General features: G+C 64.7%; 19 protein-coding genes and 1 tRNA gene. 9 read left to right on the forward strand and 11 right to left on the reverse strand.

Features of this window, described 5'->3' with window-relative positions:
* Positions 1-51: 51 nt before the first annotated feature.
* The 8 genes from KO516_RS21680 (at position 52) to KO516_RS21715 (ending at position 6148) form a co-directional block, all read left to right on the forward strand.
* Positions 52-636, forward strand: coding sequence for a DUF177 domain-containing protein (locus KO516_RS21680; protein ID WP_216005870.1), 585 nt, complete (start codon positions 52-54; stop codon positions 634-636).
* A gap of 159 nt (positions 637-795) precedes the next feature.
* Complete coding sequence (gene rpmF / locus KO516_RS21685) at positions 796-1002, forward strand: 50S ribosomal protein L32 (protein WP_216005871.1); 207 nt, start codon at positions 796-798, stop codon at positions 1000-1002.
* A 23-nt stretch (positions 1003-1025) separates the two neighbouring features.
* Complete coding sequence (plsX, locus tag KO516_RS21690; RefSeq protein WP_216005872.1) at positions 1026-2147, forward strand: phosphate acyltransferase PlsX; 1122 nt, start codon at positions 1026-1028, stop codon at positions 2145-2147.
* Positions 2144-3115, forward strand: coding sequence for a beta-ketoacyl-ACP synthase III (locus tag KO516_RS21695; protein WP_216005873.1), 972 nt, complete (start codon positions 2144-2146; stop codon positions 3113-3115). Before plsX ends, KO516_RS21695 begins: the two co-directional genes overlap by 4 nt.
* 104 nt (positions 3116-3219) lie before the next feature.
* Entirely contained in the window at positions 3220-3522 is a 303-nt protein-coding gene (gene ihfA, locus KO516_RS21700) for an integration host factor subunit alpha (protein ID WP_216005874.1), read from the forward strand.
* Positions 3523-3560: 38 nt separating this feature from the next.
* On the forward strand, positions 3561-4799 hold the full coding sequence (locus tag KO516_RS24465; protein WP_252737788.1) for a MerR family transcriptional regulator: 1239 nt from the start codon (positions 3561-3563) through the stop codon (positions 4797-4799).
* A gap of 76 nt (positions 4800-4875) precedes the next feature.
* Positions 4876-4952, forward strand: a tRNA-Pro gene (locus tag KO516_RS21710).
* A gap of 119 nt (positions 4953-5071) precedes the next feature.
* Positions 5072-6148, forward strand: a complete 1077-nt coding sequence (locus KO516_RS21715; RefSeq protein ID WP_216005875.1) for a 2'-deoxycytidine 5'-triphosphate deaminase — start codon at positions 5072-5074, stop codon at positions 6146-6148.
* Between the two features lie 54 nt (positions 6149-6202).
* Here the strand turns inward: KO516_RS21715 and scpB are convergent, their stop codons facing one another.
* The 9 genes from scpB to KO516_RS21760 form a co-directional block, all read right to left on the reverse strand.
* Complete coding sequence (scpB, locus tag KO516_RS21720) at positions 6203-6862, reverse strand: SMC-Scp complex subunit ScpB (RefSeq protein ID WP_216005876.1); 660 nt, start codon at positions 6860-6862, stop codon at positions 6203-6205.
* Positions 6859-7656 carry a ScpA family protein gene (locus KO516_RS21725; protein WP_216005877.1) on the reverse strand — a complete coding sequence of 266 codons (798 nt, stop codon included), beginning with the start codon at positions 7654-7656 and terminating at the stop codon, positions 6859-6861. Before KO516_RS21725 ends, scpB begins: the two co-directional genes overlap by 4 nt.
* Positions 7656-8660, reverse strand: a complete 1005-nt coding sequence (locus KO516_RS21730; RefSeq protein WP_216005878.1) for a glycoside hydrolase family 3 N-terminal domain-containing protein — start codon at positions 8658-8660, stop codon at positions 7656-7658. The genes KO516_RS21725 and KO516_RS21730 overlap by 1 nt, the downstream gene beginning before the upstream one ends.
* A complete protein-coding gene (locus KO516_RS21735) occupies positions 8657-9733 on the reverse strand; it encodes an SPOR domain-containing protein (protein ID WP_216005879.1) in 1077 nt (358 codons plus the stop codon). Before KO516_RS21735 ends, KO516_RS21730 begins: the two co-directional genes overlap by 4 nt.
* Positions 9734-9813: 80 nt before the next feature.
* The gene (gene argS / locus KO516_RS21740) at positions 9814-11556 is read right to left on the reverse strand and encodes an arginine--tRNA ligase (protein ID WP_216005880.1); all 1743 of its coding nucleotides are present in this window, start codon (positions 11554-11556) and stop codon (positions 9814-9816) included.
* Positions 11557-11637: 81 nt separating this feature from the next.
* Positions 11638-12384 carry a PEP_CTERM-anchored TLD domain-containing protein gene (locus KO516_RS21745; RefSeq protein ID WP_216005881.1) on the reverse strand — a complete coding sequence of 249 codons (747 nt, stop codon included), beginning with the start codon at positions 12382-12384 and terminating at the stop codon, positions 11638-11640.
* A gap of 98 nt (positions 12385-12482) precedes the next feature.
* Complete coding sequence (locus KO516_RS21750) at positions 12483-14348, reverse strand: sodium:proton antiporter (protein ID WP_216005882.1); 1866 nt, start codon at positions 14346-14348, stop codon at positions 12483-12485.
* Positions 14335-14985: an SDR family NAD(P)-dependent oxidoreductase gene (locus KO516_RS21755; protein WP_216005883.1), complete on the reverse strand. Its 651-nt coding sequence runs from the start codon at positions 14983-14985 to the stop codon at positions 14335-14337. Before KO516_RS21755 ends, KO516_RS21750 begins: the two co-directional genes overlap by 14 nt.
* A gap of 104 nt (positions 14986-15089) precedes the next feature.
* On the reverse strand, positions 15090-16262 hold the full coding sequence (locus tag KO516_RS21760) for a deoxyguanosinetriphosphate triphosphohydrolase (RefSeq protein WP_216005884.1): 1173 nt from the start codon (positions 16260-16262) through the stop codon (positions 15090-15092).
* A 109-nt stretch (positions 16263-16371) separates the two neighbouring features.
* Between KO516_RS21760 and KO516_RS21765 the strand changes: the two genes are divergently transcribed.
* Positions 16372-16695 carry an iron-sulfur cluster assembly accessory protein gene (locus tag KO516_RS21765; RefSeq protein ID WP_216005885.1) on the forward strand — a complete coding sequence of 108 codons (324 nt, stop codon included), beginning with the start codon at positions 16372-16374 and terminating at the stop codon, positions 16693-16695.
* A gap of 69 nt (positions 16696-16764) precedes the next feature.
* On the opposite strand, the gene KO516_RS21770 is transcribed toward KO516_RS21765, so the two are convergent.
* Positions 16765-17274, reverse strand: a complete 510-nt coding sequence (locus KO516_RS21770) for a CarD family transcriptional regulator (RefSeq protein WP_216005886.1) — start codon at positions 17272-17274, stop codon at positions 16765-16767.
* A 299-nt stretch (positions 17275-17573) separates the two neighbouring features.
* Entirely contained in the window at positions 17574-17912 is a 339-nt protein-coding gene (gene fdxA, locus KO516_RS21775) for a ferredoxin FdxA (protein WP_216005887.1), read from the reverse strand.
* Between the last annotated feature and the right edge of the window lie 17 nt (positions 17913-17929).

Here is a 17929-nt window from a genome sequence, read left to right on the forward strand (position 1 = left end):
TCCCCGATTACATAACCGAGCCAAGCCGTTCAAGCAAAGGAAAGGCCGCCGATGACCAGCACGACCCCCACGCCGATGCGGTTGCGCGTCGCAAGCCTGCGGACAGGCAGCCCGACCACCTTCGATCTGCGCCCTGACGAAACCGTGCGCAGCGCCGTTGCAGCCGAACTTGACCTGCTGTCGTTGCGCAAACTGCGCCTGTCTGGCGCGCTGATTCCCGAAGGCCGCGATGCCTGGCGGCTCGACGCGGTGCTGGGCGCCACGGTGACGCAGCCCTGTGTCGTGACGCTTGCCCCGGTGACCACCCGCATCGATGAGCCGGTGACGCGGATCTGGCGGCCCGAATCCGCGCTGTCCCATCCCGGCGAAGGTTCGGAGATCGAGATTTCGGACGAGGACATCGACCCGCTGCCCGACGTGATCGACCTGCGCGCCGTGCTGAGCGAGGCCCTGGCGCTGGCCTTGCCGCAATACCCCCATGCCGAGGGCGCAAGCCAAGTGGCCGAGGCGCTCGACGACGCCGCCGCCCCCGAGCCGGACGAGAAAAGACCGAATCCCTTTGCCGCCCTCGAAGGGCTGAAATCGAAGCTTGACCAAGACCCAGAGGGCGGCGAAAGCGGCTCGGGCCCGGTCTGAGCCGCAATTCAGTCTTGCGTTTCGATGCGAAATCCCTATTTTCGCGCCTTCATCGGAATTCCGGGTTGCCACGGCCCCTGCCTTGAGATTATGAGGCCGGGCACGCCCGAACGGAACCGGGCAAATCCTTTGCCCCCTAGAACGCGAAAAGGTTGAGACATGGCCGTCCAACAGAACAAAGTATCCAAATCGCGCCGCAACAACCGTCGTGCACATGACGCTCTTGTCGCCGGCAACCCGAACGAGTGCACCAACTGCGGTGAGCTGAAGCGCCCGCACCATGTGTGCCCGTCCTGCGGTCACTATGCCGACCGTGAAGTCATCGCGTCCGCCGATGACATCGAGCTGGACGAAGACGCAGCCTGATAAAGATCCAGGGCTAGCGCCGCATGACCTCCGTTTCGGACAAAAAGCAGGCTGCCGGGCCCTTGGTCCTCTCCATCGACGCCATGGGCGGCGACCGTGGGCCGGCAACCATCGTTGCCGGTCTCGCCTTGTTTGCAAAGCGCAACAAGCAGGCACGGTTCATCTTGCACGGCCCCGCGAGCGAGCTTGAAGCGCTCGTCGCGAAGCGTGGCCTGACAAAACGTGTCGAAATCCGCGATGCCTCTGGCGTCGTGTCGATGACCGACAAGCCAAGTTCGGTGATGCGCAACGGCCAGAACACGTCGATGTGGTCGACGCTCGAAGCGGTGCGCGACGGCACGGCCGCCGTGGCCGTGTCTTGCGGCAACACCGGCGCGCTGATGCTGCTGTCGATGGTGCGCCTGCGCAAGCTGCCGGGCGTCAACCGCCCTGCCATTGCCGTGCTCTGGCCCTCACGCAATCCGCAGGGGTTCAACGTCATGCTCGACGTTGGCGCCGACATCCGCGCCGATGCGGACGATTTGCTGAAATACGCGCTGATGGGGGTGTCTTACGCCCGCAACGGCCTGTCTCTGGACAAGCCCCGCGTTGGCCTGCTGAATGTCGGCACCGAAGAACACAAGGGCCGCGCCGAGCTCAAGCAGGCGCATGAGATGATCTCGGCGCAGGCCGAGGCCAACGGCTTTGAATTCGTCGGTTTCGCCGAGGGCGGCGACATTTCCGGCAGCCGCTGTGACGTTATCGTGACCGACGGTTTCACCGGCAACATCGCGCTCAAGACCGGCGAGGGCACCGCCTCTCTGATCGGCCAGTTCCTGCGCGAGGCATTTGCCTATTCGCCCCTCTCCCGCGTCGCGGCGCTTCTGGCGCTGACCTCGCTCAAGCGGCTTCAGGTGCGAATCGATCCGCGCCGCAAGAACGGCGGCGTTTTTCTGGGGCTCAACGGCACAGTGGTGAAAAGCCATGGCGCTGCCGATGCGACAGGTGTGGCGGCGGCAGTAGAACTGGCGTACGATCTGGCGCAATCGGGCTTTGGCGACAGGCTGGCAGCCCGCATCGCCTCTGCCGCGAGCACTGCCGAAACGGCCGCAGCAGCAGATTCTGCCGCGCAGCTGACTGACAAGAAAGACGGTACGAATTCATGACGATACGTGCGCAGGTGGCGGGGATCGGGCACTATCTGCCGAAACGTGTTGTTCCCAATTCGGAACTGGAACAATCGCTCGATACCTCGGATGAGTGGATTCGCACCCGGTCCGGGATCGAACGCCGCCACATTGTCGCCGAAGGCGAGACGACCTCGGAAATCGCCGCCCATGCCGCGCGCAATGCGCTGGCCGATGCCGGGCTGACGGCAGGCGATCTGGACGCGCTCATCGTCGCAACATCGACCCCCGATCTGACCTTCCCCTCCGCCGCGACCATGGTTCAGGCGCGCATCGGCATGGAAACCGGCTTTGCCTTCGACGTGCAGGCGGTCTGCGCCGGGTTTGTCTATGCGCTGGCCAATGCCAATGCGCTGATCGCGTCGGGCACCGCGCGCCGGGTGATGATCATCGGGGCCGAGACCTTTTCGCGCATCATCGACTGGAGCGATCGCAGCACCGCGGTGCTGTTCGGCGACGGCGCCGGCGCGCTGATCCTCGAGGCGAGCGATGGCGAGGGCACCCCGCAGGACCGGGGCGTGCTGTCGGTCGATCTCAATTCGGATGGCCGGTTCCGCGATCTTCTTTACGTCGATGGCGGCGTGTCGACCAATTCCATCGGATACCTGCGGATGGAGGGCAAGGAAGTCTTCCGCCACGCGGTCGCCAAACTGGCGGCCTCGGCAGAATCCGCGATGGAAAAGGCGGGCGTCACCGCCGCCGAAGTCGACTGGGTCGTGCCGCATCAGGCCAACATCCGCATCATTCAGGGCACCGCCAAGAAACTTGGCCTGCCGATGGAAAAAGTGGTGGTCACCGTGCAGGATCACGGCAACACCTCGGCGGCCTCCATCCCGCTTGCCCTGTCGGTCGGCGTGCAGAACGGCCAGATCAAGAAGGGCGACCTTCTCGTCACCGAAGCCATTGGCGGCGGGCTTGCATGGGGCGCAGTGGTCATCCGCTGGTAGAACACTTCGGTTTTTCCGGGTGCCGCAGGCCTTAAGTAAGCCACTGTCATTGACTTGGAAATTTTCCCACGCCTATGCTGCGTGTAACTCCGGGAGGATTTTTTATGAGTGAAAAGACCCTGACACGTATGGATCTGAGTGAAGCGGTGTTCCGTGAGGTTGGATTGTCGCGCAATGAAAGCGCTGAATTGGTCGAAGCTGTGCTTCAACAAATGTCCGACGCTCTGGTGAGCGGCGAGCAGGTCAAGATTTCGTCCTTTGGCACTTTTTCGGTGCGCGAAAAGGCGGCGCGAGTCGGGCGCAACCCGAAAACCGGCGAAGAAGTGCCGATCCAGCCGCGCCGGGTGCTGACCTTCCGCCCTTCGCATCTGATGAAGGACCGCGTGGCCTCGGGCAACAAGGGCTGATCCGCCCGCCCCGTGCGCAGCATTAAGGACCAGAAGACATGAACAAGTCCCGCGACGCTTTCCGCACCATCTCCGAGGTTGCGGAGTTGCTGGACACTCCTGCGCATGTGCTGCGCTTCTGGGAAAGCAAGTTCACCCAGGTGAAGCCGGTCAAGCGGGCCGGCGGGCGGCGCTATTACCGCCCCGGCGACATTGCGCTGATCGGCGGCATCCGCAAGCTGCTGCACGAGGATGGGCTGACCATCAAGGGCGTACAGAAGGTGCTCCGCGAACAGGGCGTCAAGCATGTGTCGACCCTTGTTCCGTTGCCGATCGACGATGCGGATTACGTCGAGGATGCGCCCTATACCGAAGTTCTCGCCGAAACAGCGATGGTTCTGCCCTTCGCTCCTGTCGATGACGAGTCGGCAAAGGCCTCGCACGGCGATGACCAGACCGCGATGCCCTCGCCCGGATCAGCCCCGTCAGATCTGCCCGATTTCGTGACGCAATCGCTTGAGGACCGGGCCAACGACGATACCGTGGTCGAGTCGAAACCGCCCGAGGACAGCGCAGAGCCGCCAGAGATGGTGCGCGGCCAGCCGGACATCGCGCCAGAGCCGCAGGGCAGTGCTGAAATGCCGGGCGAGGCCGAAGCCGCGCTGGCTGACCTTGCCGAAGACGACAGCACCAAAGCCCCCCCTACCTCGCGCCCTCCCGAGCCTGAAGCGCTTGATGAGCAGGACATCGGCCCAGAGGCCGCTTGCGAAGACGACACGCCGCAAGCGCCGGATTCGGACTCGAAGACCATGCCCGAAGCCCCCGGCGACGAGCACGAGGCAGAAACCGCCACGGAAACGTCGGTTGCCGAGCCCGATGCCCTTGAACAGCCGATCAACGATGGCCCGGACCTCTCTGAAGAGGACGATGCGGCCACAGGTGACACCGATGGCATCGAAGATGCGCCAGACACGTTCTGCGATGCGCAGGAGGCACAATCAGAGGCGTCTGATGCAGGCCCCGCGCCCCTCCATGACGCGCCCCTTGATGACGCCCCGCTGACGGCCACCGTTGAGCTTGCCGAGCCCGTCGAAGACAGCCCGGCCGACTCACATACGCCCTCCCCGATCATTCCACCAATCCCAACACTGGAAGACGTCGCGCCTGCTGCGCCCGGCCTGCTGGCGCATCTTGCCGGGATTGACCGGCTGTCGCCCGAACAAAGCGCCCGGATCGCACCGCAGCTTGCAGCGCTGCGCGCCCTGCTGGACGCGCCGGATCAGGGCCCGCGCAAATGATCCGGCTCCACAGCGAAAAACCTTGCGATCGGGGGTTGCCCCCGCTGGGAAAACCAGTATGAAACGGCGCACAAGTCGGGCTATAGCGCAGCCTGGTAGCGCGTCCGTCTGGGGGACGGAAGGTCGCAGGTTCGAGTCCTGCTAGCCCGACCAAATACGTCTAAGCGACTTGTACGAACGCCCGGTGCTTGCACCGGGCGTTGTGCTTTGTTTTCGCCAGTTTTCATTTCAGCCAACCCTTGCTAAGCACGGCCGAACCACAGGAGACGGGCATGACAGGCGTTCTGGCCAGCCAGCAGATCGAAGAGCTTATCGCCGCCGGACAGATCCGGTGCGCTGCCCCCCCTGTTGCCGGGCAGATCCAGCCCGCGAGCCTCGACTTGCGGCTGGGGACCGAGGCAATCCGCGTGCGGGCCTCGTTCCTTGCCGGTGCCGGGCGCCGCGTGGCGGACCGGGTAGAGGAATTCGAAATGCACCGGGTCGACCTCACGCAGGGCGCCGTGCTTGAAAAGGGCTGCGTCTACGTGGTTCCGCTGATGGAATCGCTGGCGCTGCCGCAAGGCATGACCGCCGTCGCCAATGCCAAGAGCTCGACCGGGCGGCTCGATCTGCTGACCCGCACCATCACCGATGGCGGCACCGAATTCGACCGGGTGGCGGTCGGCTACTCCGGCCCGCTCTACGCCGAGATCTGCCCGCGCAGCTTTTCGGTTCTGGCGCGCACCGGGATGCGGCTGAACCAGATCCGCTTTCGCCAAGGCCAGTCGGTGCTGAGCGATCCCGAACTCGTGGCCCTGCACGAGGCCGAAACGCTGGTCACGGGTGGCCCGGCGGTGATCGATCACGGGCTGGGATTTTCGGTCGATCTGCGCCCGAGCGACGGCGGCCTTGTAGGCTGGCGGGCCAAGCCGCACACCGGCGTGATCGACCTTGACCGCATCAACCATTACGACCCCGCCGAGTTCTGGGACCCGCTGCAATCGGCCAAGGGGCAGCTGATCCTTGACCCGGATGCGTTCTACATTCTTGTCAGCCGCGAGGCGGTGCATATTCCCCCGGCCTATGCCGCCGAGATGGCCCCCTACCTTGCGATGGTCGGCGAGTTTCGGGTGCATTACGCTGGCTTTTTCGACCCCGGCTTCGGCCATGCCGGGGCGGGTGGGACCGGCTCGCGCGGGGTGCTCGAGGTGCGCTGCCACGAAGCCCCCTTTGTGCTGGAACATGGGCAGGTCGTCGGGCGGCTGGTCTATGAGCGCATGGATACGCTTCCAACCCAGCTTTATGGCGCCGGGATCGCATCGAACTATCAGGGTCAGGGTCTAAAGCTGTCAAAGCACTTTCGCAGCTGACGACTGCTCTGCCGGGCCGTAGACGGGATGCCGCTACTGACCCGGCCTCGATGCTCAGTCCTCGAACAGCTCGGTCTGCCCCGGAGCCTCGTCTTCCGCTGCATCGTCTTCCGGTGCATCGTCCTTGGCGCTGCTAGCGTCCAGTATCCCCAGCGCCGGGCGACTTTCCAGCAGCCCCGCAGCGCGCAACTCCTGCACGCCCGGCAAGTCTCGCGCGGTTTCAAGGCCGAAGTGATCCAGAAAATCCTGCGTCACCACGAAGGTCACTGGCCGCCCCGGCGTCATCTTGCGACGGCCAAACCGGATCCATTCCATCTCGAGCAACTGGTCCACGGTGCCACGTGACACCGACACGCCGCGGATCTCTTCGATCTCGGCGCGGGTGATGGGCTGATGATAAGCGATGATCGCCAGCGTCTCGATGGCGGCGCGCGACAGCTTGCGGGTCTCGATGGTTTCCTTCTGCATCAGCCAGCCAAGATCGGGCGCGGTGCGCATCGCCCAGGCATCGCCGATGCGCACGATTCGCACGCCGCGCCCCTCATAGCGGGCACGCAGATGCACCAGCGCCTCGGCCGGATCGCAGCCATGCGGCAGGCGCTGCTCCAGCTCGCGCACGGTGATCGGCTCGGCGGTGGCAAACAGCACCGCCTCGACCATGCGTTCCTGATCTTCCATGGGCGGCGCCTCGAAAAGGCTGTCGTTGTCGCTCATTCCCGTCCATCCAGTTTGCGCAGCTGTATCGGCGCGAAGGTTTCCGATTGTCGGATCTCGGCTTGGCCTTCCTTGACCAGTTCAAGCGAGGCCGCAAAGGTCGCCGCCGTGGCCGAGCGCCATTTCACCGGATCGTCGTCCCAGCCATCGGGCAGCCACGAGGCGATGTCTGTCCAGTGACCGGCAAAGCCGAGCAGCCCGCGCATCCGGCCAAGCGCTTCTTCCATGGTGTAGACGCTGTCGCGATCCATCACGAAGGGGCGGAATTCATCCTTGGTGCGCAGCCGCGCGTAGCCCTGCATCAGGTCGAGCAGCGTCGCGCTGTAGCGCACCTTGCGCACCCGCTCGACGGTCTGGATCTCGCCGCGCGCAAAGAAATCGCGGCCCAGCCGGTCGCGCCCCATCAGCCGCGCAGCGACGTCGCGCATCGCTTGCAGGCGTTCGAGCTGAAAGGCCAGATGCGCGGCAAGTTCCTCGCCCGAGGGGCCGTCTTCGGTGGGATCGGGGGGCAGCAGCAGCCGCGATTTCAGATAGGCCAGCCATGCCGCCATCACGAGGTAATCGGCGGCCAGTTCGATGCGCAGCGCCTTGGCTTTCTCGACAAAGCCCAGATACTGGCGCGCCAGATCCAGCACCGAGATCTTGCGCAGATCGACCTTTTGCGAACGCGACAGCGACAGCAGCAGGTCGAGCGGCCCTTCGAAGCCATCGACGTCGACGATCAGCGCCTCGGCGGCAAGCCGGTCAGCGACGCTGAGCGTCTGGTCCAGAGGATCGAGATCATCTTCTTCCATCAGGGGCGCCCGGAGAGCAGGGCCTCACGCTCGGCCAACAGGGCCGCGATGTCAATCTCGGCAGGCACGGTGCGGGCGGCCAGCGCCGCCTCGGCGCGGCTCTGCGCGGCGCCGCTCATCACCCCAGCGCGGTCGGCAAGAGCCACCATTTCGGCGAAATCGCCGTTGCAATGCAGCACGCAATCGCAGCCTGCGGCCAGCGCCGCCTCGCCGCGCGTTGCCACCGTGCCCGAGAGCGCCTGCATCGAGATATCATCCGTCATCAGGAAGCCGGTAAAGCCGATGTCCTGCCGGATCAAGCGGATCATCGAGGGATCAATCGTCGCGGGCTGGGTGTTCAGCCCTTCGAACAGCAGATGCGCCGTCATGCCCAGCGGCATGTGGTGAAACGGGCGGAAGGCTGCGAAATCCACCGCGTCCAGTTCGGCGCGCGGGGCGTCGATGCGCGGCAGATCCTTGTGGCTGTCCAGCTGCGCAAGCCCATGGCCCGGCAGATGCTTGATCACTGGCAGCACGCCGCCCTCAAGCAGGCCCTGCGCCACGGCAAGGCCGATGTCCGACACGGCAGTGGCACTCTCGCCATAGCAGCGGTTGCGCAGAAACGGGTGGGTCTGCGGGCGCGCCACATCCAGCATCGGGGCGCAGTTGCCGTCGATGCCATAGCTCAGCAGCTCGGCGGCGATGATGCGATAGCGCAGCCGCATCGCCTGCGGCGCATGGGCGCCAAAGCGCATCACGTCATCAAGCGGCGGCAGCCATTCGCAAGCCAGCGGCGGGCGCAGGCGCTGCACGCGCCCGCCCTCCTGATCGATGAACACCGGCGCGCGGCGGCCCACGACACTGCGCAGATCAGCCGTAAGCGCGCGAATCTGATCCGGCTCGGCGAGGTTGCGCGCGAACAGGATGAAGCCATAGGGGTTGGCATCGGCAAAGAACCGGCGCTCGCGATCGCTCAGCGTCAGCCCTTCGGGGGCAAGGATGGTGGCTCCAAAACGGGTGGTCACCGCGTGGTCACCGGAATGCAATCGGTGTTCTCGGCCACCAGTGCGGCGCAGAAGCGGCGGGCGTCGGACAGGTCGGCGAAGCCAGCGGCGCGCAGCCGGTAGAACACCCGCCCGCCCGAGGTGGCCCGCTCGATCACCCGGTCCTTGCCCTGCATGAATTCGCCAAAGCGGGTGGAAAAGCGCTCCCATTCCTTGCGGGCGGTTTCGGGGCTGTCATAGGCCCCAAGCTGCGCCAGCCGGGTGCCCGCAGGCAGCGCGGCGGGGTCAAGATCCTTGGGCCCGGCCGAGGCCTGACTGGCGACCAGCGCCGCGACCTGCTCTGCCATCGGGGCCTTGGCCAGCGCGCCGGGGCGGGTCTTTGGGCGCAGCGAGCGTGCCAGCGCGCCCGGTGGCGGGGCCTTGTAGATCGCATCCGAGCTGTCCTCGTTCTCGGGGAACAGATCAGAGCCATCGGTGACGATCACCGGCTCTTCCTTGGGGATGGTCGGCATGTCGGGGTCTTCGGCGCTGTCGGCCATGTCGCCCAACGGCGCGGCCCCGGCGGCGATCTGGTCGGCCAACGCAAGAATGTCGACCTCGCCGTCCTTGGTGCGCGGCACCGGCTGGGCCTCTGGCCCTTGCGCGGCATCAAGCGCGGCCTCTGTCGCAGCTTCGGCCAGCACCGGCGCGCCGAATTCGGTGCGCACCGGGGTTGGCCTTGGCGCAGCTGCGGGCAATTCCGATTGCGGCAGGTCTTCGGCAGACAGTCCGGGCTGCACCGGGGCCAGCATCAGCCGGTCCGGTACTGGCGCGGCAAGGCCGGTGCCCGCGATATCATTGACCGCCAACCCCTGATGTTCGGCCAGCTTGCCGCCCGGATCCTCGGGGGCAATGCGCATCGGGCCTTCCATCGCCATGACGACCGGAACCCCGGTCACGTCGCGCATCAACAGTTTGTAGCCCCAGACAGCGACCCCTGCCACCAACGCAAGCGACACCGCGGCCCCAGCCCAGTTGGCGAGGGTCGCGATCCTGCGTCCTGCGGGGGCCTGCGCCTCATCCGGCGCGGCCTCGTCATAGGTGAAATCCGCCATCTCTGCCTCTTGCCCCGCGGGGCGCGCCCCGCGGCAGTCTGCTCTGCCGTCTGTCCCCGGGGCGGCGCGGCTGCCGTGGCTCAGCGCATTTCTTCCGCCGGGGTCACGCCCAAAATACCAAGGCCCGCCGAAATGACAACCGCAACAGCCCGCGCCAGCGCGATTTTGCTCTGGCTTGTGGCGCCGTCATCCTGAAGAAACCGCAGCGACGGTTCGTCATGGCCGCGATTCCACAGGCCATGCAGGTCGGCGGCCAGTTCGTTGAGCCAGATCGCCACCTTGTGCGGCTCGTGGCCCTTGGCGGCGATTTCCACCAGACGCGGCCATTCAGCCAGCTTCTTCATCAGGCCAAGTTCGGCATCATGGGTCAGGATCGAAAGATCCGCCGCCAGCAGCGCCGCATCCGAAACGTCGATGCCCTGCTCTGCCGCCTTGCGCATCACCGAACACACCCGCGCATGGGCGTATTGCACGTAGAACACCGGGTTCTCGCGGCTTTGCTCGATCGCCTTGTCGAAATCGAAATCCAGCGAGGCATCGTTCTTGCGCGTCAGCATGACAAAGCGCGTGACATCCGCCCCCACCTCTTCGACCACATCGCGCAGGGTGACGAAGGTGCCCGCCCGCTTGGACATCTTGAACGGCTCGCCATTCTTGAACAGCTTCACCAGCTGGATCAGCTTGATATCCAGCGGCGTCTGGCCATCGGACAGCGCCGAGACCGCGGCCTTCATCCGCTTGACATAGCCGCCGTGATCGGCGCCGAACACGTCGATCAGCTGGTCATAGCCGCGCTGAACCTTGTCGTAGTGATAGGCGATGTCGGGAGCGAAATAGGTCCATGCGCCATCGGATTTCATGATCGGGCGGTCGACATCGTCGCCATGTTCGGTCGATTTGAACAGCGTTTGCTCGCGCGGCTCCCAGTCTTCGGGAGTCTTGCCCTTGGGCGGCTCGAGCACGCCGCGATAGATCAGCCCCTTGGCGTCGAGCGAGGCGATGGCCGCCTCGATCTTGCCGGTGCCGTAAAGCGATTTCTCCGAGAAGAAATGATCCATCCGCACGCCAAGCATCGCCAGATCGGCGCGGATCAGCTCCATCATCTCGGCGGTGGCAAAGTTGCGCACCTCTTCAAGCCAGAATTGCTCGCCGGTGTCGAGGAACTTGTCACCGACCTGATCCTTGAGCTTTTCGCCAACCGCGATCAGGTACTCACCCGGATAGGTGCCATCGGGGAATTCCACCTCTTGCCCATGCGCTTCGAGATAGCGCAAGTAGACCGACCGTGCGAGCACATCGACCTGCGCCCCGCCGTCGTTGATGTAGTATTCGCGCGTGACATCATAGCCAGCAAAATCCAGCAGGCTGGCGAGCGCATCGCCAAACACCGCGCCGCGGGTGTGGCCCACGTGCATCGGGCCGGTGGGGTTGGCCGAGACGAATTCGACGTTGACGCGCGCGCCCTGCCCCATGTCCGAGCGGCCAAAGCCGGTGCCCTGCGACAGGATTGCGGCGGGCAGTTGCTGCCAGACGCCAGGGGCAAGCCGCAGGTTGAGAAACCCCGGCCCGGCCACTTCAGCGGCGGTAATGCGCGGATCGGCAGCGATCTGCGCCGCCAGCGCTTCGGCAATGTCGCGCGGCTTCAGCTTTGCGGGCTTGGCCAGCACCATCGCGGCATTGGTGGCCATGTCGCCGTGCAGTGCGTCTCGGGGAGGCTCCACCGTCACGGGCGCGGTGTTCAGATCGCCGGGCAGCATACCCGTGGCCTGAAGCGCTTCGATCGCGGAAATCACGAGCGCGCGAATGTCGGTGAAGAGGTTCATCTGTCTGGTCTCCTAACGGTCGAGCAGACCTGTACCACCTGTGCGCCCGACGTCAAATGGCCCGCGCACCGGGACAGGCCGCTACCGCCTGAGGCGCAGGGCGATGAGCGCCGCGAGCAGCAACGGCAGACCCGCAGGCAAAGGCACCGGCATCGGCGCGGGCACCGGATCGGGCTCGGGCGCGGCGTAGCTGTAAACCTCGAGCGCCTCGACCCGCCACGCATCGTAGCCATAGCCCGAATTGCCCCAGCCACCGCCGGAATCCCCATGGATGGCGATCTGCCCCTGCGCCGTATCGTAGCTATAGGAGGCGCTGTACCCGTCCTGCTGGATATTGCTGCCCGGATCGGCCACCCCAAGCGTGCCGATGCCGGCGAACAGATCGTGCCCGCCGCCAAAGGTCGAGAAATAGGCCGGATCAGTGTAAACGGCCTGAAGACCGCTCAGCGCAGCGGAAGGGCGCTGAATCTCGATCTCGGTCAGATTGAAGATGAAGGCTTGGGAATCGGCGTGAAACCCGCTTTCGGTGCCCCAGTCGATGGTGCTGTGCCCGCCGATCAGGGCAGAACTGCCATCGTAAAGCGTGATCTGGAAGATCGACACCGTCGGCCCCATGCCATCGACGCCGACATGAAACGACTCCGCACTCGCGCTGCCCGCGACACCGCGCCAGATACGGGTGAACCCCTGATCGCCAAGGCCGATCCAGCTTTGCAGCTGCGCCTGCCCCGCGGCATCAAGCAGCTGCGGCCCGGCCTCCACGGTCGATGATTGCGCCACCCCCGGCGCGGCAACGCAAAGCACAAAGGCCAGCCGGGCAAAATACATTCAAGCCTCTCCAATGTGCGGCGGGCCACACAACACCCGCCGGAAAAAACGCACATCTTGGGCTATCAGCAGAAGGTTAAGCGATCATTAACCTCGATTCAGCTCTTCGGGTTGGCGGCTTTCAACGTATCCTGCCCGTTCTCGTCGCGCCGATCATCCTTGCGCTCTTCGCGCTTGGGGCCAAAGAACAACAGACGCGTGCCATCGGTGGATTTGACCTTATCGTCGGGGCCCAGCAGACGCAGCGTGCCGCCCGGCCCCAGATCGGCCACCGGAACCGCATCGGGGTGGCGTGCGCGCCATTGTTCCAGCGTGAATTCCTCTGAAAGCTTGGTGACACGGAATTCCCAGCCCTCGGCAAGGCGGGCGTTGGCCTCGAAATAGGTCTCGTCGGCGGCGATCTTCTGGCCGCCCAGCGTGGCGGGCAGCGCATGGCGGGCAGACTGGCGCAACCGCTTGAGCTGAAAGACGTGCTCGCGGCCAAATTCCGGCGCGAGGTCGGTCGCGACCAGCGTATTATAGGCATCGTTGTCCGACGCCGCGATCACCTTGTCATAGGTCACAAGGTCAAGATTGTGCTCGGCGGCTTCGGACAGGATATCACCCCAGAAGGTTTCCAGCCCGGCATCGCGGGCGCGGCGCAGATGCGCGTGGTTGGGATCGGCGATCATCACCGGCAGTTCCAGCTTGCGAAACGCCAGCCCCAGCGCCGTCGACCAGCGCGAGCCACCGACGATCAGAACCCCCGGCGTTTCGGTCGCGGTCAGACCCAGCCAGCGCGCCATCGGGGTGAGGGTAAAGCCGTGCAACACCACCGTCGCCGCGACCAGAGCGAAGGCCAGCATTGTCACCTTGGAGCCGTCTTCGATCCCGACCTGAACCAGCAGGTCTCCGAACAGCCCTGCCACCGCGACCAGCACCACGCCGCGCGGGCCGGTGAAGGCGACAAGCAGGCGTTCCTTCCACGGGATATCCGAGAACGCCAGCGCCGCCAGCACCGGCAACGGCCGCGCCAGCAGGATCACCGACGCCACAAAAGCCAGCGTGCGCCAGTCCATCGCCAGCAGCGTGGCGCGATCCATGTTGGCGGCGAGCAGGATGAACACCCCCGACACCAGCAGAATCGTCGCGTGTTCCTTGAAGCGGCGCAGCTCGACATAGCTCGGCAGATTGGCATTGGCGATCCACAGCCCCATGACGGTGACCGCGAGCAGCCCGCTTTCGTGCAGGATCGCATCCGACACCGCAAACACCAGCAGCAGCAGCGCGAACAGCACCGGCACCTTCATGTATTCCGGCACCAGCGCATTGCGGAAGGCCTTGGCCAGCCCCCAGCCCGCGGCGACGCCGAACAATGTCGCAGCGCCGACGCCCACCAGCATCTCGACAATCGCGGCGCCCGCCGAGGCGCCATTGGCGAACACCACGACCACCTCGAACGCCAGCACAGCGGCCAGCGCGCCGACCGGATCGTTGACGATAGCCTCCCATTGCAGCAGCGCGGCGGGGCGCTTGCGCAGCCGTGCCTGCCGCAGCAGCGGCGCGATGACCGTCGGGCCGGTGACGATCATGATGCCCCCGAACACCGCCGAGCTCTGCCAGCTGAGCCCTGCCGCCCAGTGCAACGCGGCGCTGGACGCCGCCCAGCCCAGCGGGCCGCCGATGAACACCAGCCGCCGCACGCCAACGGCGGCATCCGACAGCGAGCGCATGTTCAGCGTCATGCCACCTTCGAACAGGATGATCGCGACGGCGATGGCCAGCATCGGCTGCATCAGATCGCCGAATTGCTCGGACGGGCTAAGCACACCAAGGCCCGGCCCGGCCACAAGCCCGGCGGCCAGCATCAGCACGATGGCCGGCATCCGCAGCCGCCACGCCAGCCACTGCGAGCCAACGCCAAGCGCGCCCACCAATGCAAATCCCAACACAGGGCCAAGCCCCGCGGTTTCAGCTACCGCCATCCTCGTCCTTTCCAGTGACCTCGGCCCATGACGTATCCTTTAGCACACCGCCCCCCGACAGGGCGCGGGTGATCGGATGCGACAGGGCCAGCATCAGATCACCAGATGAGGTGCATCGCGTCGCTGTCCAGTGCTTTGAGGCTTGAGGGATCATCACACCGTGCAATTTTGCCGGGGAAAGCGCCACATTCCACTGCCGCACCATCGCCCCGAGCATCCCGGACACCGCGCCGTCATCATCGCCCGGCAGCCCGACGATGGCGCGCCCCATGCCGACCCGAAGCCCCTGCGCGATCGACGACAGCAGCCCTTCGCTGCGTTCGGCCACCTTGCCGATGCTATCATTGCGCAGTGACAGCGCCGAGAAATCATAAACCAGATGCAGCGGCTCGACCCCCCAGCTTTCGCCGAGGATCAGGCAAGCTTCGGGATCGGCCAGATCCAGCGGCAGGGTTTCGATGCGATCCGGGCAATGGGCGGCGAGCCCGTGCATCGCCTTGGCCTCGGTGTCGATGGCCACAACCATCGCCCCAAAGCTGGCAAGACGTCGCACCAGCGCCCGGCCCAGCGGATGCCCTGCCCCGGACACGAGAACCACCTTGCCGGTGAATGCCGACACTCCGAATAGGCGCGTCATGCCTGCCCCTGCCTTTCCTCGAAGCCTGGTCCCGGCTCCTTGAGGCACAATGGCTGCATGTTTTTCCGCCCCGTGCAAGGGCGCTTCATGCCCGCGAGGCGAAATCAGTGCCGCTCGTGCAGCACATCCTTTCCGGTCAGCCGCGCATGCGCCTGAAGCGCGTAGCGGTCTGTCATGCCGGCGATGTAATCGGCGACGATGCGCGCCAGCGCCGCCTTGTCGACGCAAGCGGCGATCTCGGGTTGCCAGCGCTGAGGCAGCTGCGCCGGATCGTCCATATACAGCGGGAACAGCTCTTCGACGGCCTGTGTCACCATGGCCCGCACCTGCATCACAGAGGGGGCGCGATACATGCGGGTGAACAGGAAATGCCGGATTTCCCTGAGCATGGCCCACATCTCGTCGGAAAAGGCGATGATCGGGCGGCCAAGATGGCGGATGGCATCGGCACTGTCCGGCGCGGCGGCATCGATGCGCGCGCGGGACGTGTCGATCACATCGGACACCATATAGCCGAACACCCGCCGCAGCGCCTCGTGGCGACGCCGATAGCTGTCGAGGCCGGGATAGAGCCGATCGACCTCGACATAGGCGGGGCCGATCAGGGCCAGCTCGGCGATTTCGTCTTCGGAGAACAGCCCGGCGCGCAGCCCGTCCTGCAGATCGTGGTTGTTGTAGGCGATATCGTCCGACAGCGCCGCCACCTGCGCTTCGGCGCTGGCATGGGTGTGCAGTTCCAGATCGTGCCGCGCGTTGTATTCCGCCAGCGTGACCGGCAGCGCCTTGCCCGGTGCCAGCGGCAGCAGCGGGCCATTGTGCTTGGCGATGCCTTCCAGCGTGTCCCAAGTCAGGTTCAGCCCGTCAAATTCGGCGTAATGGCATTCCAGCGAAGTGACGATGCGCAGCGCCTGCGCATTGTGATCAAAGCCGCCATAGGGCGCCATCAGCGCGTGCAGCGCGTCCTCGCCCGTGTGGCCAAAGGGCGTGTGGCCCAGATCATGCGCCAGCGCCACCGCCTCGGTCAGGTCGGTGTTCAGCCCCAGCGCCCCGCACATGGTGCGGGCCACCTGCGCCACCTCGATGCTGTGGGTCAGGCGGGTGCGGTAGAAATCGCCCTCATGCTCGACAAACACCTGCGTCTTGTGCTTGAGACGCCGGAATGCCGAGGAATGGATGATCCTGTCCCGATCGCGCTGAAAGCACGAACGAAAGGCGCTTTCCTCTTCCGGAACCCGCCGCCCGCGCGATTGCTGCGGAATGCATGCGTAGATCTCCATGCCAAGCCCTTTCCAATTCCGGGCCAAGCGCCCTGAGCCCGGTTGCCGCCCGGTCCGACCCTTCCTATATTGGCAATACGCCCCAAGTGAAACACCTGCGAGACCCTTGATGAACCTGCCTCCCAAAGTAACCGACCGCGCCTTTGCCCGCCTCGAAGAGATCGGCGCAGCCTCGCAGGGCAAGGCCCTGCGCGTTGCGGTCGAAGGCGGCGGCTGTTCCGGCTTTCAATACGAGATCAAGCTGGACGACCCCGCCAGCGACGATCTGATCCTGTCGCATGGCAGCGAGCGCGTGGTGATCGACGAGATCTCGCTGCCGTTTCTGGCCGGCGCGACCATCGATTTCACCGAAGAGCTGATCGGCGCGCGCTTTGTCATCGAAAACCCCAATGCCAGCAGTTCCTGCGGCTGCGGCACCAGCTTTTCGATGTAACCGACCGATACGGCATGAAAAAAGGCGGGCTCCTCGCGGGGCCCGCCTTTTTCGTGGTCTGAAAACCGATCAGGCGGCGCGCAGGCCAAGCACCTCGTCGACCTGACGTGCGGCAGCAACCTCGTCTCCGCCAGCAACGGCGGCGACTTCACGGGTCAGACGCTCGAGCGCGGCTTCGTAGAGCTGACGCTCCGAATAGGATTGCTCGCGCTGATCGTCGGCGCGGTGCAGGTCGCGCACCACTTCGGCGATGGCGATCAGATCGCCCGAGTTGATCTTTTGTTCGTATTCCTGAGCACGGCGCGACCACATCGCCCGCTTGACCTTGGCCTTGCCCTTCAGGGTCTTCATCGCCTGGCTGACGACATCGGGGGTCGACAGCGAACGCATCCCGATTTCGGTCGCCTTGTGCGTGGGCACACGCAGGGTCATCTTGTCCTTTTCAAAGGAGATCACGAAGAGTTCCAGCTTGAGGCCGGCGATTTCCTGCTCTTCGATCGACATGATCTGGCCCACGCCATGCGCAGGGTAGACAACGTAATCGTTGGGGTGGAATTCGTTTTTCTTGGTCTTGGTCATACAACAGGGTCCTTAGCAGCCAAGCCCTATAGCAACAGGAAAACGGATCGATCAAAGACGACAAAGACGGACGGAAATGCAACGTGCATCCCGTACGTGAGAACTTTACCGTTCCTAGATCAACCTTTGGGGCGCAAAGAGGCCCTGATTTCTGTGCGTGGCTTCGTCATGTGGGGTGAGTATACCACAAGAATCGTGACTTTCCCACAACCTTGCTTACCCACCAATATGTCGCGACAAATCAGATGCTTGCGCAGGGCCGTCTGACCCTGTGTTCACACTGGATGGCGAATCAAGTCTCAGCCGCCCTCGCCCGGCGCTTCCGAGAAATACTTTTCCATCTTGCCGGACTCGCCGTCGCGCTCTTCGGCCTCGGGCATCGGATCTTTCTTCGAAATGATCACCGGCCAAAGCTCGGAATACTTGCGATTGAACTCGACCCATTTTTCCATGTCCGGCTCGGTGTCGGGCCGGATCGCATCGGCGGGGCATTCGGGTTCGCACACGCCGCAGTCGATGCATTCGTCGGGATGAATCACCAGCGTGTTCTCGCCCTCGTAAAAGCAATCCACGGGGCATACCTCGACGCAATCGGTGTATTTGCAGGCGATGCAGTTCTCAGTGACCACGTAAGTCATGGGCGTCCATCCGTCAG

The sequence above is a fragment of the Citreicella sp. C3M06 genome (genome assembly GCF_018860705.1).
Lineage (GTDB): Bacteria > Pseudomonadota > Alphaproteobacteria > Rhodobacterales > Rhodobacteraceae > Salipiger.

What these genes read in the sequence shown, in the direction of transcription:
- fdxA (WP_216005887.1), bottom strand. Translation starts at nt 17,912, where the DNA reads ATGACTTACGTGGTCACTGAGAACTGCATCGCCTGCAAATACACCGAT.
- KO516_RS21695 (WP_216005873.1), top strand. Translation starts at nt 2,144, where the DNA reads ATGACGATACGTGCGCAGGTGGCGGGGATCGGGCACTATCTGCCGAAA.
- scpB (WP_216005876.1), bottom strand. Translation starts at nt 6,862, where the DNA reads ATGAGCGACAACGACAGCCTTTTCGAGGCGCCGCCCATGGAAGATCAG.
- KO516_RS21680 (WP_216005870.1), top strand. Translation starts at nt 52, where the DNA reads ATGACCAGCACGACCCCCACGCCGATGCGGTTGCGCGTCGCAAGCCTG.
- KO516_RS24465 (WP_252737788.1), top strand. Translation starts at nt 3,561, where the DNA reads ATGAACAAGTCCCGCGACGCTTTCCGCACCATCTCCGAGGTTGCGGAG.
- KO516_RS21745 (WP_216005881.1), bottom strand. Translation starts at nt 12,384, where the DNA reads ATGTATTTTGCCCGGCTGGCCTTTGTGCTTTGCGTTGCCGCGCCGGGG.
- KO516_RS21765 (WP_216005885.1), top strand. Translation starts at nt 16,372, where the DNA reads ATGAACCTGCCTCCCAAAGTAACCGACCGCGCCTTTGCCCGCCTCGAA.
- KO516_RS21715 (WP_216005875.1), top strand. Translation starts at nt 5,072, where the DNA reads ATGACAGGCGTTCTGGCCAGCCAGCAGATCGAAGAGCTTATCGCCGCC.
- KO516_RS21735 (WP_216005879.1), bottom strand. Translation starts at nt 9,733, where the DNA reads ATGGCGGATTTCACCTATGACGAGGCCGCGCCGGATGAGGCGCAGGCC.
- KO516_RS21755 (WP_216005883.1), bottom strand. Translation starts at nt 14,985, where the DNA reads ATGACGCGCCTATTCGGAGTGTCGGCATTCACCGGCAAGGTGGTTCTC.
- KO516_RS21760 (WP_216005884.1), bottom strand. Translation starts at nt 16,262, where the DNA reads ATGGAGATCTACGCATGCATTCCGCAGCAATCGCGCGGGCGGCGGGTT.
- KO516_RS21770 (WP_216005886.1), bottom strand. Translation starts at nt 17,274, where the DNA reads ATGACCAAGACCAAGAAAAACGAATTCCACCCCAACGATTACGTTGTC.
- argS (WP_216005880.1), bottom strand. Translation starts at nt 11,556, where the DNA reads ATGAACCTCTTCACCGACATTCGCGCGCTCGTGATTTCCGCGATCGAA.
- rpmF (WP_216005871.1), top strand. Translation starts at nt 796, where the DNA reads ATGGCCGTCCAACAGAACAAAGTATCCAAATCGCGCCGCAACAACCGT.
- plsX (WP_216005872.1), top strand. Translation starts at nt 1,026, where the DNA reads ATGACCTCCGTTTCGGACAAAAAGCAGGCTGCCGGGCCCTTGGTCCTC.
- KO516_RS21750 (WP_216005882.1), bottom strand. Translation starts at nt 14,348, where the DNA reads ATGGCGGTAGCTGAAACCGCGGGGCTTGGCCCTGTGTTGGGATTTGCA.
- ihfA (WP_216005874.1), top strand. Translation starts at nt 3,220, where the DNA reads ATGAGTGAAAAGACCCTGACACGTATGGATCTGAGTGAAGCGGTGTTC.
- KO516_RS21725 (WP_216005877.1), bottom strand. Translation starts at nt 7,656, where the DNA reads ATGGAAGAAGATGATCTCGATCCTCTGGACCAGACGCTCAGCGTCGCT.